The organism is Schleiferia thermophila (assembly GCF_003337435.1).
Taxonomy (GTDB): domain Bacteria; phylum Bacteroidota; class Bacteroidia; order Flavobacteriales; family Schleiferiaceae; genus Schleiferia; species Schleiferia thermophila.
This window is the reverse complement of record NZ_QPJS01000001.1, coordinates 404524-420349: the sequence shown is the minus strand read 5'-3', so window position 1 is coordinate 420349 and position 15826 is coordinate 404524. Positions and strand designations below refer to the sequence as shown.

At 45.2% G+C, this 15826-nt stretch carries 13 protein-coding genes; 5 read left to right on the top strand and 8 right to left on the bottom strand.

The features are described 5' to 3' along the window. Positions 1 to 13: 13 nt before the first annotated feature. Positions 14 to 1639, bottom strand: coding sequence for an alkaline phosphatase PafA (gene pafA, locus DES35_RS01820; RefSeq protein WP_114366010.1), 1626 nt, complete (start codon positions 1637 to 1639; stop codon positions 14 to 16). Positions 1640 to 1944: 305 nt separating this feature from the next. Between pafA and DES35_RS01815 the strand changes: the two genes are divergently transcribed. After that, the gene (locus tag DES35_RS01815) at positions 1945 to 2760 is read left to right on the top strand and encodes a beta/alpha barrel domain-containing protein (protein ID WP_244906319.1); all 816 of its coding nucleotides are present in this window, start codon (positions 1945 to 1947) and stop codon (positions 2758 to 2760) included. Positions 2761 to 2771: 11 nt separating this feature from the next. On the opposite strand, the gene DES35_RS01810 is transcribed toward DES35_RS01815, so the two are convergent. The 7 genes from DES35_RS01810 to DES35_RS01785 are packed head-to-tail and all read right to left on the bottom strand — an operon-like array spanning position 2772 to position 9529. After that, positions 2772 to 3164 carry a hypothetical protein gene (locus DES35_RS01810; protein WP_125039371.1) on the bottom strand — a complete coding sequence of 131 codons (393 nt, stop codon included), beginning with the start codon at positions 3162 to 3164 and terminating at the stop codon, positions 2772 to 2774. After that, entirely contained in the window at positions 3145 to 3393 is a 249-nt protein-coding gene (locus DES35_RS11395) for a hypothetical protein (RefSeq protein ID WP_125039372.1), read from the bottom strand. Before DES35_RS11395 ends, DES35_RS01810 begins: the two co-directional genes overlap by 20 nt. 4 nt (positions 3394 to 3397) lie before the next feature. Further along, positions 3398 to 4534, bottom strand: coding sequence for a COX15/CtaA family protein (locus tag DES35_RS01805; protein WP_114365632.1), 1137 nt, complete (start codon positions 4532 to 4534; stop codon positions 3398 to 3400). Between the two features lie 10 nt (positions 4535 to 4544). Further along, a complete protein-coding gene (locus tag DES35_RS01800) occupies positions 4545 to 4889 on the bottom strand; it encodes a heavy-metal-associated domain-containing protein (RefSeq protein ID WP_114365631.1) in 345 nt (114 codons plus the stop codon). Positions 4890 to 4946: 57 nt separating this feature from the next. Next, positions 4947 to 6389, bottom strand: a complete 1443-nt coding sequence (locus tag DES35_RS01795; protein ID WP_114365630.1) for a TolC family protein — start codon at positions 6387 to 6389, stop codon at positions 4947 to 4949. Next, the gene (locus DES35_RS01790) at positions 6386 to 7717 is read right to left on the bottom strand and encodes an HlyD family secretion protein (protein WP_114365629.1); all 1332 of its coding nucleotides are present in this window, start codon (positions 7715 to 7717) and stop codon (positions 6386 to 6388) included. The genes DES35_RS01795 and DES35_RS01790 overlap by 4 nt, the downstream gene beginning before the upstream one ends. Before the next feature lie 15 nt (positions 7718 to 7732). Beyond that, positions 7733 to 9529, bottom strand: coding sequence for an ATP-binding cassette domain-containing protein (locus DES35_RS01785; protein WP_114365628.1), 1797 nt, complete (start codon positions 9527 to 9529; stop codon positions 7733 to 7735). 79 nt (positions 9530 to 9608) lie between these two features. On the opposite strand from DES35_RS01785, the gene DES35_RS01780 reads away from it, so the two are divergent. The 4 genes from DES35_RS01780 (at position 9609) to DES35_RS01765 (ending at position 15757) form a co-directional block, all read left to right on the top strand. After that, entirely contained in the window at positions 9609 to 10529 is a 921-nt protein-coding gene (locus tag DES35_RS01780; protein WP_037361285.1) for a sterol desaturase family protein, read from the top strand. A 63-nt stretch (positions 10530 to 10592) separates the two neighbouring features. Next, positions 10593 to 10805: a heavy-metal-associated domain-containing protein gene (locus DES35_RS01775; RefSeq protein WP_114365627.1), complete on the top strand. Its 213-nt coding sequence runs from the start codon at positions 10593 to 10595 to the stop codon at positions 10803 to 10805. Then, on the top strand, positions 10798 to 12165 hold the full coding sequence (gene hisS, locus DES35_RS01770; protein ID WP_114365626.1) for a histidine--tRNA ligase: 1368 nt from the start codon (positions 10798 to 10800) through the stop codon (positions 12163 to 12165). The genes DES35_RS01775 and hisS overlap by 8 nt, the downstream gene beginning before the upstream one ends. A gap of 118 nt (positions 12166 to 12283) precedes the next feature. Continuing rightward, positions 12284 to 15757: a DUF7948 domain-containing protein gene (locus tag DES35_RS01765; RefSeq protein WP_114365625.1), complete on the top strand. Its 3474-nt coding sequence runs from the start codon at positions 12284 to 12286 to the stop codon at positions 15755 to 15757. The last annotated feature ends 69 nt before the right edge of the window (positions 15758 to 15826 follow it).

The following is a 15826-nucleotide window of genomic DNA, read 5'->3' as shown; positions in this document are numbered from 1 at the left end:
CAAAAAACACTAACTATTGAGAATCTTCGGTTAATTCAAAAAGAGGTCTGCCCACAGCAGCATTGGGCAGGGGGATATTCAGTAAGAAAGACAGCGTAGGTGCGATGTCGGTGACATATACCGGTCTGGTAGTATTGCCATGCCGGATGTTGTAGCCATAGAACAGGATGGGCACATGAGTATCGTAGGTATAGATGGAGCCGTGAGTAGTGCCACGTCGGCTGCTGCTGCCTTCGATATAGCCCGGCATCAGCACCAGCAGCAGATCACCACTTCTCTTGCTAAAATACCCTCTGGAGGTAAGGCTGATGGATTCGAATGCCAGGGCATGCGACTGGATTATTTCATCGGCAGTAAATACTTGTAAAACGCCTTCGCCTTTAAGCAAAAATTGCCGGGCTGAGGCCATTACCTTGCTGTAGTCCAGACGCTCCCGTTCGATGATCTGATGATTGAGATAAATGTTGAGATTGGTTGCATTTTCTACCAGTGAATCTCCGAAGGTATCAAAAAGGTGTTTTTTCAGGCCGGATACCAGGGTGTAGTCAAAGCCTCCGGCTGGAACTCTTCGATCGGTGAGGTAGGCCGGAATATCGGCCACACCGTGGTCAGAAGTCAGAAATACCAAATAATTACCGGCTCCAACCGTAAGGTCGAGGAAAGTAAAAAATTCACCGAGCTCTCTGTCCAGACGTGCGTAGGTATCGGCTATTTCCACACTTCTCGGGCCAAACATATGTCCGATATAATCAGGACTGGAAAAGCTGATAGCCAGGAAATCTGTCTGATTTCTTTGTCCCAATCGCTCCTGTTGAATTGCCTCTCTGGCAAAATCAATCACAATTGAATTTCCAAAAGGTGTTCCTTTAATCAATTTTCTTCCAGCTTTTTTTCGAAGTGAAGGAAGCGGGTAGGGAAAAATCGCTTTGGCCATTCCTGTAAAGACACCTTCGTGGGGACTATAGTCGTCGTCCGCGCAGCAGGCATATTCATTTATGGGCAAGAGTGTGGTCCAGTTTTGTGAAAGGAACTTATCCACAAGTTTTTTTTCATTGAACTCTGATACCCATTTGGGCAGTTGCTGCATATAGTATGTAGAGGTGACAAACTGTCCACTTTCGTCGGTCAACCAATAGGCAGCATCCGCAGCATGTCCGGCAGGAAATATGGCTCCTCGGTCTTTTACCGATATACCGATCACCTTGCTTTCTGGGCTTCGTAGCTTAAGTTCGTCCGTGATGGTGCCGGCAATCAGGTTTCTGCAAGACATCATGCCTTCTTTGCTGTTGTCGCCTACTGTGCTTACCGATGGGTCTTCGGCACAATAAACCTGTTTTCCTTTATATCGGTCGTACCACTCATTACCAACTACTCCATGATACATGGGTGTAGTACCAGTGTATACGCTGGCGTGGCCGGGACCTGTGTAGGTAGGAGAATAGTTGTAGTGAGCATTTCTGAAATTGAAGCCCTGGTCTGAAAACCTTCTAAAACCTCCTTTATCAGAAAACAGAGGTTCAAACCTTTCCAGGTACTCATATTTCATTTGGTCTATCACAATACCAACAACCAGTTTAGGTTGTGCCAACAATGATGCACAAAAAACACACATGACAAGAAGAGAAGAGAAAATTTTCATCGTTACTATATTATCAAACTGCAAAAGAAAGGGCTTGCATTTCATGGAAAATAAAGATTGCATTAAATCGCTTTCGGCGAAATTAGAAGTATCTATTCTTTTAGGACAATGACCAAAGGTATCTGCCTTGTAAAAAATGTTCTGTTTTGAAAGAAATGCATCAAATGACATAAGTTGCTTTTCTTTGCATAGGGGAAAACGCATATTTCGTACAATCAATGCTGGAAAGCCAACACAAGAAGGCATTCGCTCATCAAATTGAATCCGGGACAGGATTTACAATCGTGGAATGTCCAAGAGATGCAATGCAGGGCATTAAGACTTTTATCCACACTAAACAAAAAATCAAGTATCTGAATGCTTTATTAAAAGTAAATTTTCACACGCTGGATTTTGGAAGTTTTGTCTCGCCAAAAGCTATTCCACAGATGCGCGATACCGCTGAAGTACTGGCAGGTCTAGACATGTCACAGTCAAAGACAAGGTTGCTGGCTATTGTGGCAAATGAGAGAGGTGGTGAGCAGGCATGCTCTTATCAGCAGATTTCCTATTTGGGCTATCCGTTTTCGATCTCGGAGGTATTTCAAAAGAGAAATACCAATAAATCCATCGATGAATCTTTGGTGTTGGTAGAAAGATTGCACCAAATGGCAGAATCGGCCGGCAAAGAGCTGGTCGTATATCTGTCCATGGGTTTTGGCAATCCGTACGGCGAGAAATGGTCACCGGAAATTGTGCTGAACTGGAGTAAAGTTCTGGCCGGTATAGGCATCAGGATATTAAGTGTATCGGACACGGTAGGAGTTGCTACAAATACATCCATTTCCCAGGTTTTTGAGCTTTTGATTCCTGCACTGCCTGAAGTCACCTTTGGCGCACATCTGCACACCCTCCCTTATCAATGGTTTGAAAAAATTGACGCTGCTTACAAAGCAGGCTGTCGTAGGTTTGACGGAGCAATCAGAGGATTTGGTGGCTGTCCGATGGCTAAGGATGAGCTAACTGGAAATCTTCCCACAGAAAAACTGATCAGCTACATGCTTTCCGAGCAGATCCCAAATAATTTAAATCTCCTGGCTTTTGAAAGTGCTTACAACGAAGCTTTAAAACTCTTTGGCTGAAACGTTGTGCCTTAAAGCAGGGTATATTGATACACCCTGAGCAGATATTCCCCGTGTTTTTGACGCTCAGCAATGCAGTAGGCTCTAATGCGGTCTCCGGCTTTTACTCCGGGAAAATGTTCTTTTAAAGCTTTAAAATTGAGATTGTTATCAGTACGTTTATGAGTAAAGACAAAGTGGGCCATCAGGTTTTTTTTGCTTTTAAGCCATTGACAGTGATTTGTTGTAAAACATTCATGGATAGCAATCACCCTTACAATTGCCAGATACTCATTCTCTTTGAAAGGCTGCTCGACCGCAAGAGTAAGGTCTGCTGGATGTGAAGATAAGTGTACATCGTTGATTGAACTACAGGAATACAGAAAAAACATCAGAAGTAGCAGTTCAACTTTTTTGACGTTCAATGGCATTTTTGAAATTTTGGTGCATGAAATCAAAAATCTCTTTAGTCCTGGCAAAAAATTCCTCATCCAGAAGTGCGCGAACGCCACCTTTATCTGCCGGAGCCAGCTCTTTGGTAAATCTGAAGCACTGTTTCATAGGTCCGCCCTCAATTTCCACATAATAGTGTAAATCATGTGAATATATACTTATTCTGAATTGTTTATAAGGAATGACTTCTAACAGGCGCATTGTCTTAATTCGTGTCGGACGAGTGGATTTTATTAGTTGAGGAGTTCATCTCACTGATCAGCGTTGACCTTTGAAAGGAAAAGAGGGAAGCATCATTGTCGGCTTCCAGATCTGAAACACGCGCAATCAAATGAAGCAACCACAAATAAAACTGAACACCAAAAAGCAGGGCAGCCAAAATCATGTGAACCGGCTGAGCAGCAGCAGGCAGGCCCAGATAAGCCAAGACAATGCCTGCCAGAATCTCAGTCAGAAGAATGGCGATCATCACGTTGATAAGCCGCAATGGTTTTCGGATATTTTTGTTTCGCCAGAAGATAATTCCATTGATAATCACAATCAAAATGGAAAAAGACCTGTGGATGTAAAAAGTAAGACCTATGGTGCTGAGCCAGCTGTCACGGTTCATTCCCATGAGCTCTTTATTCAGCAGATCGACCTGTTCTCTCACTTGTGTACCTAAAATGATCTGAACAACTGTGAGAAAAACTGCTGCCCCGAGCCAGTGCCTTAGCGTACGGTCCAGAGTAAGGTCGCTTTTGAGCGTTTTACGGCTAAGCAGCAGCAGGGTTATCAAAACAGCAAGAATGGCCAATGCCCCCAACATGTGGATAGTAATGGAATGCGGAATAAGATTTCCATCGACCACCTTTTTGCCCAACCATGCTACCAATCCCAATAAAAACAACCCTGCAAACGACAACACTGGTATTATTTTCAAACGTTTTCGAAGGCTTATTGAAGTTACAGCGATCAGCAGCATCGGTATACCTGCCAATGCTCCCAGCAGTCTGTTGATGTATTCGATCCAGGTGTGCACCGGATTGAAAATCGCATAGTCGTGGACCGTGTACTTTTCCCAGTCGTTTTTCGAAAATTCCTGACCTGATACAAAAGTTTTTCTGGCTCTGTACAGTGCATCTTCGTGTACTATGAAAGCTCCTTTTTTGTATTTCTGATACGGGTGAAATTCCACCTGCTGCCTTTCGGTAGGAGGAATCAGGTAGCCGAAGCAGGTAGGCCAGTCAGGACAACCCATTCCTGAGCCGGTAGCCCGTACGATACTGCCTGCGAGTATCACCAGGTAAATCAGGGTTATTTCAATGAGAATCAGTCTGACAAACCATCGAATGGATATCATAAAAGATGTTTTAAAGTGCAGCTACGTCGTGCACTATGGCTGTGTACGCCCCATTGTTAATGGTGTTGATGATTTTAACCACATCATCTGCACTGACCATTGTGGAGTCATATTCCATATGTGCCGAATTATGCTCAAAATCAATATCAAATTTCGTGATACCTGCAGTTTTACGCACTGTTTTTTCAATGAGTTTTTTGCAGCCCACTTCACAGGTCATACCTCTGATTTCAAGCTCTGCTGACGTATTGGCTACAGCAGTAACGTCGGCAGCAGAGGTTTCCTTTTGCGAGGAGTTGAAAGTACATGAGCCAAGGAGAAGGGCCAACAGAAGAAGCAATGTGGAAGTTTTCATAAGCAGAATTTTAAACAAAATTACAAAGATCGATTCCTTCTAGTTTACATCAAAAAGTTATAACTCCGGTTGATAGGTATACAGCAGACCAGCAGCTCTGAAAAAAGAAGCAATCGAGGTCTGATAGCGGTGAAGGAGCTGCAAATACAGCAGCTCGGCATCTATGGCCTGTACTTCCCGGGCATTTACCAAAAAAAGAGAACTTTCACCGATTTGAAACTTTCGCTGTTCGATCCTGAGCAATTCATAGAAATTGTCCTTATTGCTTCTGACCAGTCCGATTTGTTCAAATTGATTTTCGAGCAAAAAGGCTTCCTGTTGCATTTTCCGGAATAGGGCTGTCTGTCGATTGTCGCGGTTAAGTCTGGCTTCAGTAAGTCTTAATTCATTAATTTTTAACGCTGAGCGTTCTCTTCTGAGAAATAACGGCACGCTGATGTCCACGCCAAACTTGTAATTATTTGGAGCGATGATCACTTCCTCGCCCGCCCAAAACCCAAATTGTTCGGTCAAAAAGTTGTATTTGATATTGAATTTTGGTAGTAGCTCATTTCTGAGAAAATTTCTCTCGACCTCCAGGAGCCGCACCTGGTAGTCAAGCAACTGACTTTCAGGGTTAATTCTGGTAAATTCGAAACTTATGTTGAGTATACTGTCAAATGGAACGGGAAACTCCACCGGCTGATTGAGAAGCTGAGGAATAGCAAACCAGGAAAGCTCAACAGGCTGACCCTCAGGCGACCATAGGTGATTGGACAATTTCAGACGGGCATCGTTGAGAAGTGCACGCGCCTGTTCGGTAGCGATTTCACGTGATTGAACCAGTATGTAGGCTTCCAGTGTATCAACGGCCGGAAGATCGCCATTGAGAAAAGCTGATTTCACCAATTGGAATCTCTGTCGGGCTACTTCCACAAATTTTCCCCGCATCACATACTCTGCATATCTGAGCGACCACATCCAATAGTCGGAAATGGCTTCAAAGAGCAGGTCATTGAGCACTCGTCTTTGCATGTGAACTGAATATCGGTTGAAGAGATTGGCCTGCTCCAGAGCAAGGCGTCTTTGATCTGTAAGCAGTCCACGCAAGACCGGAATGTCGGCTCCTAAAGCCAATAACCCACCCACTGGCATGTTGCTTTCCGGATTGAGAAAGTCCCCTCCTGCCGTGCTCCAGGTGGCATTGAATTTCACACCGGGATACGTAAAAAATTCTACCCCTCCATCCTGATATCGGTAATATTGCTTATCGCTGAAATCTTTTCCAGAGGCAAAGTAAAAGGCGACCGGATCGAAGCTGCCTTTGGCCATCATGCGTCTGGCTCTGCCCTCCTGTGGAATCAAAGCCGCTTGCTTGGCCACCGGATGATGCTTAAGCACCAGGCTCATAAACTCCTGAAGTGGCATAACGGTCGCTGAGTCAAAAGAATCAGCAAATTGTGCTTTGGCTGTGTGTATAAGGGCAGTAGATAGAGCAGTAAGCAACAGTCTTTTCATCATTTTGAAGCTGTCTTTTTGGATTTATCTCCATTGCTACCACCTTTGCCCACGGGTATATAATATTCTGGAGGAAATCCATTGAGCTGTCGCCAGATTTCGTACCATACTGGCACGTCTTTTAGCAGCAATATCGCCCGTGCACCAGAACCAAAGCGTATCTGTTCGGGCCAGGGCACATCGTCTTTGTCAGGTACCATTAAAATGCGATACATACCGTTTTCGCTAAGCACATTGTCGATGGCAATGATTTCACCTCCAAAAGTTCCGAAGGTGATGCTCGGCCACCCTGAAAATACGATAGCCGGCCACCCGTCAAATTCAATTCTGCCCTTCTCTCCCAGGTGCATCAAAGGTAGGTCAACAGGTCTGATAAAGACCTCTACTGCTATTTGATACTGCAAGGGCATAATTTCCATAATCGGTTCGCCTTCTTTGATGTTTTCGCCAATGCCTGCTCGTGTCATCCGCGTTACCATGCCGCGCTGAGGTGCGGTGACATAATAAAAACTGCGTCGAACATTGATCGAGTTTATTTTACTTCGAAGTTTGGCTACTTCAGCCGTGGTCGCAAAGAAATCGCTGATGGCCGATTGCCGGTCGCTTTCGGCTTTGGAAATTTTTTCCGCAAAATCTGCTCGGATGCCCAGAAGATCTGCTTTCGACTGAAGATATTTATTTCGGGCAGCGGTCAGTTTGGCAGTGGCATCCTGAAACGCCTGATTGCTGCGTTCCCAGTCAAAACGGCTTTTTACCCCTTCCTGGTACAAGGTATCGGTTCGTTTAAATTGTATTTCTGAGAATTTAAACTGCATCTGGGCGGCTTCATATTCATTGCTATCGGCCTGCACTTTTAGTAATGCCTGCTGTAATTTGATTTCCTGGCTTTCTTTTAATGCCTTAATTTGCTCAGCTAATGCCTTTGCTTTGTCCTGATAGGAAATCAGAGCTGCTTCCTTTGCCTGTAGCTCAGAGGTAAGATTCTCCACCAAATTAGGGTCAAAATATTCGTCCTTTACTTCGGTGATAAAAACCAATGTGTCACCGGCATTGACCGTATCGCCTTCACGCACAAACCATTGCCTGATAGTGCCGGGAATAGGCGATTGAATGGTCTGAGGACGCTGCTCCGGTCGGAAGGCAGTCACCTGGCCGTATCCCTCCACATTCTGCGTCCATGGCACAAATAGAATAACGAGAAACAATACCAGCACAGTCCACATAACCTTGGAAAGGTAATTGAAAAATATTGGAACGCTGGTAAGTTTATATGCCTTCGTACTTTCGACTTTGATAATTTTCTTCGGCTCGTTATCTGTTATGTTTAGCATTTTTTATCGGTATTTCTATGGTTCTAATCCTTCGATAGTAAACCGAAACATCTTTCTGATGGATTCATCCCGTATAAGGTCATCGACATGACCTGTAGCGACGACCTTTCCATTTTCGATAATGATGGTCTTATCGCATCTTTTAGCAAATGTGTATAGGTTCGATATGGCGAGCAGTGTATAGGAATTGTTTTTGTCGGTAAGGTATTCAGATACGGTTTCACAGTATCCTGTCTCCAACTCCGATAAAATATCCTCAAGCAACAACAACCCCGGTTTATTGAGCAGGGATCTGATCAACAGAATTTTTTTGAAAAAACTCTTTGGAATACGTCTGTCGTTGGGAAAAATCTCAGTTTCAAATCCATCTGGTAACTCATTGACCAGATTGGTCAATCCAAATTTTTCACATAGAGAAAGAATTTCGCTGAGCTCTACATCGCGTCCCATCATCAAATTTTCAAGGATGGTTCCGTGGAAAATGTTTTGATCGCTCAGGTTGTCACCTATTCGGCTGCGAAGACTGAAGGGTTCTATATTTTGAATCGGTACATCATTGAACAATACGACGCCCGAATAATTCGTGTATAAGCCCGCAGCTATGTGCAGCAAGGTAGACTTTCCTGAATTATTCGGGCCACTGAGACATACGCGCTCTCCCGGTGCAAGCTCAAGCGAGATGTCGGTTAATCTGGATTTATGCCTCGGGTCAAAGCTGTAGGAAATATTTTTCATGGTGAGCTTTATGGGTTTGGGGCCCTCCTTCTCAAGCTCATTGAAGGAGATGCCGTCGTACTTTTCAAGGGGTATGTCCATCACCTGCCCGAGTTTTTCTGTACCTGTGAGCACATCGTAGATGACCTCCAAACTCAGCATAAGTTTTTCAACAGAGTTCAGAATGATGATGATGATGATTTCACTGGCTACAAATTGGCCTAAACTAATATCTCTGTTGATCACTAAGATTCCTCCCAATATCAAAAGGCCGCCAGTGATGATGGTTTTAAAGACTACAATATTTCCGAACTGAAAGAGTAGTACTTTGAAGTGCTCTTTTCTGTATTTGATGTAATTTTCAGCGATGGGATGTAGTTTTTCATTGATGATATCACTGCCACCATTGAGCTTAAAGGAGGGCAGGACTCTTCCTATTTCTTCGAGCCAAAAAGCCGTCTTGTATTTGTACTTGCTTTCCATAAGGCTCGATTTCATGCCCTTAGGTCCACTGTACACAAAGATCAGCACCAAATAAATCAATAGAAACAATCCGAAAAAAATGAAAAAGGGATGGTAAAACGATAGTAACAGCAACCCGAATAAAATCTGGATAAACGCAGTAATAAAATCTTTCAACAGCTTTGGAAGCCCTTTTTGAATGGTAAGCACATCAAAAAATCGGTTTGCCAGCTCCGGGGGGTATTCTTTAAGTAAATGATTGAAATCCCATCTGGGCATCCGATAAGCCAACTCATACACCGCCCGTATATAAAGGCGCTGTTGAATGGTTTCAGCCATTGACATTTGAAGTATCTGGAAAAAACCCGCTAATACCACACCGATTAGTACAATCACAACCAGCAATATCCAGGCATTGGACACCCGGCCACCCATCACCAGATTAATAATGGCTTGTACACCAAGTGGTAAGCTAAGATTGACAAGGGCTGCCAGTATACCTAGCAATAAAATGTAGTAAATTTCCTTTCTGTAATTTTCCAGCATGCGAAAAAACCGCTGGAGGGGTCTTCTTCCTACGTATGCGGTATCAGCCATAAATGAAATTGCCTGTTTTGCTGACAAATTAAGAGCCATTTTTAATTAAGAAGGTTTAAATTTGAAATTTGTTACAAGCTTTGTGACTTTTATCATACTTTATTAGAAAGTATACCAAATGCCAAACCTGATACACTATGCCATTCCGGGTTTTGTTGTGCTCGTATTGGCTGAGTTGATTTTTTCGGAGTTGAAGAAAAAACATCTCTACGAAACCAAAGACACCATCAGCAGCCTCTCCATGGGCATTGGCAATGTCATTGTCAATTTATTGGGAAAGGCAATAGCCCTTGGGGTTTATTTTTTTATCTGGCAATTCAGATGGATAGACCTGGGCTTTGACTGGTGGGTTTGGTGTTTGATTGTACTGGCCGATGATTTTACCTACTATTGGTACCATCGTCTTTCGCACGAAGTCAGATACCTCTGGGCTTCTCATGTAGTGCACCACTCATCCCGGCGCTACAACCTTTCAACAGCCCTCCGACAAACCTGGACGGGTACCGTTTCCGGGGGTTTTCTCTTCTGGGCATGGCTACCATTGGTAGGTTTCCATCCCATCATGGTCTTAACTATGCAATCCATCAATCTGCTGTATCAGTTTTGGATACATACGGAAGTGATCGATAAGTTGCCAGGCTGGTTCGAGTGGATCTTCAACACGCCCTCTCATCACAGGGTTCACCATTCCAGCCAACCCGATTACCTGGACAGAAACCATGCAGGCATTTTCATCATCTGGGATCGAATATTTGGCACTTTTGTAGCTGAAAAACAAAAGCCAGTGTACGGACTTACAAAAAACATCAACACCTATAATCCGCTAAAAATAGCTTTCCATGAGTGGGCTGATCTATGGCGTGATGTGAGAAATGCTCCTGATTTTAAAAGTGCTCTGATGTACCTCTTCGGTCCTCCCGGATGGAGTCATGACGGCTCGCGCCTTACTTCAAAGCAAATCCGGCAATTGGCAGCAAATCGCTCAAAGCCAAATACCCATGGAGAAAAAAGCTCCTCCGGTATTTTTACATTCCATTGAATTTCATCACTTCCGTTTTTATCTGAATTTTGCTGCTGAGTTTTTAAACACAATACGTACAAAATGAAGGTTAAATATTCCACCACACTCAAATGCCAGGGATGCGTGGACAATGTGGCAAAACAGCTCAATGAAGCTTTCGGAGAAGAAAACTGGGAAGTAGATCTCTCATCGAATCCAAAAATCCTAACCGTTAAAAATCCCGAATCGCCGGATAAGGCGATAAAAATTCTGGAAAGCAAAGGATACCGGGCAGAAATTTTAAACAATGAATAAGATAAAGCCTACGCTGGTACAGGGCACGCGCGACTACGGCCCTGAAATGATGCACAAAAGAAACCTGATCATCCACACCATAAAGGACGTCTTTGAGAAATACGCCTTTCAGCCTCTGGAAACGCCCGCCATGGAAAGACTCGATACCCTGACGGGTAAATACGGAGAAGAGGGTGACAGGCTGATTTTCAGAATTCTCAACTCCGGCGATTTTAAAAAAGAAGTCGACCCACAGACCTGGAATCAGGCGGAAAGTTCCGCATTGGCGGCACTTATTTGCGAAAAAGCGCTGCGATATGACCTCACGGTACCCTTTGCACGCTATGTGGCCATGAACATGTATTCTCTTGCTCTGCCTTTCAAGAGATATCAGATTCAACCTGTCTGGAGAGCCGACCGCCCTCAAAAAGGCAGATTTCGCGAATTTTATCAATGCGATGCTGATGTTGTCGGCAGCAGTTCACTTTGGCAGGAAGTAGAATTGCTGCTCATCTACACAGAAGTATTTCAAAAGCTCAACATACCCGTCACCATCCGGATCAACAACAGAAAACTGCTCAATGCCTTAGCTGCAAAAGCCGGCGCAGGCGAGCGGTTTGCCACCTTCGTCATCATCCTCGACAAATTGGATAAAATCGGAAAAGAGGAAGTCATTAAGGAATGGTTGAATGCAGGCTTTAGCCCCGAGGGGATAGATGCTCTGAGCAGGTGGATCTTTGATGAAAATCCAAACCTGGAGCAAGTGCGCGAAGCACTAGCAAGGGATGAAGAGGGCATTCAGGAACTTGAATTTATTCTGAAGCACCTTCGGTCAATATCTGCTGCTGCACCGGTCAGATTTGATCCGACCCTTGCGCGGGGACTCGATTATTATACGGGTACCGTTTTCGAAGTTGTGGTCCAGGGGGTAGAAGTAGGCTCCGTAGGTGGAGGGGGCCGCTACAATGATCTGACGGGAATATTCGGTGTAGATGGTATACCGGGTGTGGGCATCTCGTTCGGACTTGACAGGATCCTGATTGCCATGGAGGAATTGGGACTTTTTGATGGGCAGCTTCCCCTGAAATCCACAGTTTTAGTGACAGCTCTCAGTGAGGACCAAATGCCCGATGCCGCAAAAATAGCCACCCAACTGCGCAATGCAGGCGTCAGCACTGAATTGTATCCGGGTGGTGCCCGGCTCAAAAAGTCACTGGCTTACGCTCACAAAACCTCCATTCCATTTGCCGTAATCATCGGAGAGAATGAAGCAAAAAAACACACAGTCCTGCTTAAAAACATGCATTCGGGCGATCAGATAGAAGTACAGACCGAGCAGCTGATTGCCCGGAAAGACGATTTTTTTCAATTAAAAAAATAAAAAAACCATCCTCGGCGTGCATTTCAGCGATTTTTTTTCAATTGAGGGCCGTCAGGATACAAAATCGGCATCCGGGGCTGCTAAAGAAAGTACTTTTGTTCATATCAATTGATCCGCAATGGAGGTAAGAGCGCGTCGGATATTTGCTTGTATTGCCACTGCTCTGAGTATGTTTCTGTCAAGCGGTCAGTCCGCCGAAATCTTGTCAGATGCGGATATCCACATTATGCGCGACGAAGGGCAATACAACTCTGGAATCAAAAGACCGACTCCAGTATACTACATCCGGCATGCAGGAGCATTGATGGAAATATCTTCCACAGAGTGGAGGTGGTACTATGCCGCTGACAGTCAAGCTACTTCTTTAGCTGTCTCATCTTTGAAGTTCAAGGGAGCCCTTCAGGGCTCAAAACTGGAAGAAGTGGGCCAGGGATCCTATTTTGAACGACATTATACCGTTCACGACGATGGCCGACCCATTTACAGCGTACGCAAACTCCGGGTCTGCAATCTGTATGCTGGTATCGACCTGGAGATGGTGCCGGGCCAAAGCGGTCTAAGGTATGAGTTTATTGCGCAACCTGGCGCTGATCTCTCAGCAATACAAATGGAATTCAGCAGTGATCTGTCCGTTGAACTTACTCCGGAAGGAAGCTATAAAGCCAAATCATCTCGAATATCTTTTACAGATGAAATCCCCTATATCGTCTTGCCAGATGGCAGTAAAATGGCCGGAAGATTTAGTAAAAAGGGGCAATCACTGACGTTTGACTTTCGACCCGCTGCTGATTTATTTTCCCGCCTCGATCGACCTTTTATCATTGATCCACAAATTGTATGGAGCACATACTACACAGGGCAAGGTTCGGATGGCCTATTGGCCAATACCATTGACTCTTCCCGAAACATTATTGCCGTTGGCTCCGTTTCCTCAATATTTTCTGCAAATCTTTCCACCCCTGGGAGCCACCAGCCTCAGCCAGGCGGAGGTACTGATGCCATAATAGTCAAATTTGACCGCTGTGGCCGCCGGCTTTGGGCTACCTATTACGGTGGAACCATTCTCGATTTCACCACAGGTGTAGCTGCGGATCCCATCAACAACATCTATGTAGCAGGTCAGACCACGTCAAACAACCAAATTGCTACAGCAGGTAGTCATCAACCGGCCATCGGGGGCCAATCAGATCTTTTCCTTGTAAAATTCAATGAAAACGGACAGAGGCTTTGGGCTACTTATTATGGAGGCATGCAAATAGAGCAAAGTGCCTCCGTTGCAGTTAATTATACCGGAACCAGAGTCGTATTGTACGGCACCACCAATTCAAATAACAACATCTCCACACCCGGCAGTCATCAGCCCACACTTGCTGGCCAGCAAGACGCCTTTTTTGCTATTTTCGACTCTTCTGGAACACGATTAAGCGCCTCCTATTTCGGAGGTACTCAGGCCGAAACCTCCGGCAAAATTACTTTTGATTCCAACGATTGCTTTTACTTCTGCGGCAGTACCAACTCTACGGCCAATATTGCCTCCACTGGAGCTTATCAAACCACTTTACCAGGCACTCAGGCTGGATTTTTTGCAAAATTCACCACCAATGGTGCGCGTATTTTCAGCAGTTATTACGGAGGCACCGGTACCGACCAGCTGTTTGGAATTGCTGTAAGAAATCAACACCTTTACATAGCCGGCAACACCAACAGCCCAAACAACATTGCTACCCCGGGAAGCTTCACGCCGACCCTTCCGCCCGGTGGTGCAGGGTTTCTCGTACGATTTGATACATCTGGAACTACCCGCCATTGGGGAACCTATTACGGTGGAAACAACTCCAGCATGGTGGACCTGGCCACTGATATTACTGGCAATGTATTCTTTGCAGGTACCACGTCGGCAAACAATCTGGCCACACCCGGTTCTCAATTTCCAAATCAAATCGGCCTTCAAGACATCATAATTGGTCGTTTTGAAATAAATGGCACACGTACATGGGCCAGCTACTACGGCGGCACAGGCAACGATGACCAACCCTCTATCACTTTCGGGCTCAACAATACGGTAATCCTAAGCTGCCGGACTTTTACCTTAGGTTCGCAGTTAGGTATTTTCGGGTTTCAAAATTCACCCCAAGGCCCTAGCTCAGGTGCTCTGGCCCGGTTCTTTGCCACTCCTCTACACCTGGAAATAAGGGCTGTGAGCAAGACAAGCCTCTGTCCGGAGGAAATTTTTACAGTTGCATTTATTGGAGGTGGTTTTGGTGCTCCTACCACCGTTTTTGCCGAACTTTCCGATCAGAATTTTTCTTTCGCCTCCCCCACCCTAATTGGTCAGATTCCCAATTATTCCACCGGTGGAAGTTCGATCACCTGCCAGATTCCAATAACGGTCGGTAGCGGTCAATATCTGATTCGCATTCGATCGCAAAATCCTGTTTTTTCTTCCATCCACTACTGCGATACCCTGCAGGTTTTGGCCGACGGTCAGCTATCGCTTTTGTCTGCCAAAGATACCCTGTGCCCCGATGATTGGGATACACTTACCATTGCCAATTATTCCAGCGGAAGCATTACGTGGTATTTCAACGGAAATACCATACCAGGTGCCAACCAACCTGTATTACCAGCCAATCAGCCTGGTAACTACTATGCTCAGGTACTGAGCAATTCCTGTCTGCTGACTACCGACACCGTGGTATTGCATCAAGGCGTGCAGGATTCCATCACATGGAGTGGTTTCCCTGATTTGTGCGTCAATTCACCATCCATTACCTTTAACCAGGCCAGTCCACCCGGTGGGACCTATTCAGGGCCTGGCGTTACAGGCAATACTTTTGACCCCTCGATAGCTGGTGTTGGCAAACATCCTATTGAATATTTCTATGTTTCACCGGTCGGAAGCTGTGTTTCCATCTCATACGATACGATTGAGGTCTTCCCTACCTACAGCCAAACACTTACCGGCTCTCTTTGCACCGGCGAAACGCTTACCCTACCAGATGGACAGGTCGTATCTCAGACCGGCATATACACCGTCAACCTCCTTTCAGAGCAAGGTTGCGACAGCATCCTTGTGTATATCATTACGGTTACCCCTCCTTCCGGTCAATTGCTTCCACCGGATACCAACTTATGCCCCGGACAGACGCTTACCCTCGATCCAGGACTGTTTGCCTCCTACCTTTGGAACACTGGCGACACCACCCGTACGATTACTGTATCCGAGAGAGGGTTTTACTCCGTCATAGTCCGCGATGATCTCGGATGCATCTATACCGACAGCATCTTGATCAGTTTTGACTGTTTTCCGGTGATTTTCGTTCCGAATGCCTTTTCGCCCAACGACGACCGCCGTAACGATCGATTTCGCGTATCGATAAGCCAGTACATTACGTATTTTGAAATGATTATTTTCAACCGTTGGGGTGAGGTAGTTTTTCAAACCTATACTGCCGATTTTGAATGGGACGGAACTTACCGCGGCCAAAAGTTGCCACAGGGCCAATATCCCTATCGCATCATTTACGAATACGAAATCAACGGCAGCCGACATCGCAAACAGGAATACGGCACCCTCACCATACTGCGCTGAAAGCCCTGTTTCTTTAATTTTTTTTCAGCATACTTCTGACCTGGCAGGCCAAATGGCACTTAGCTTTGC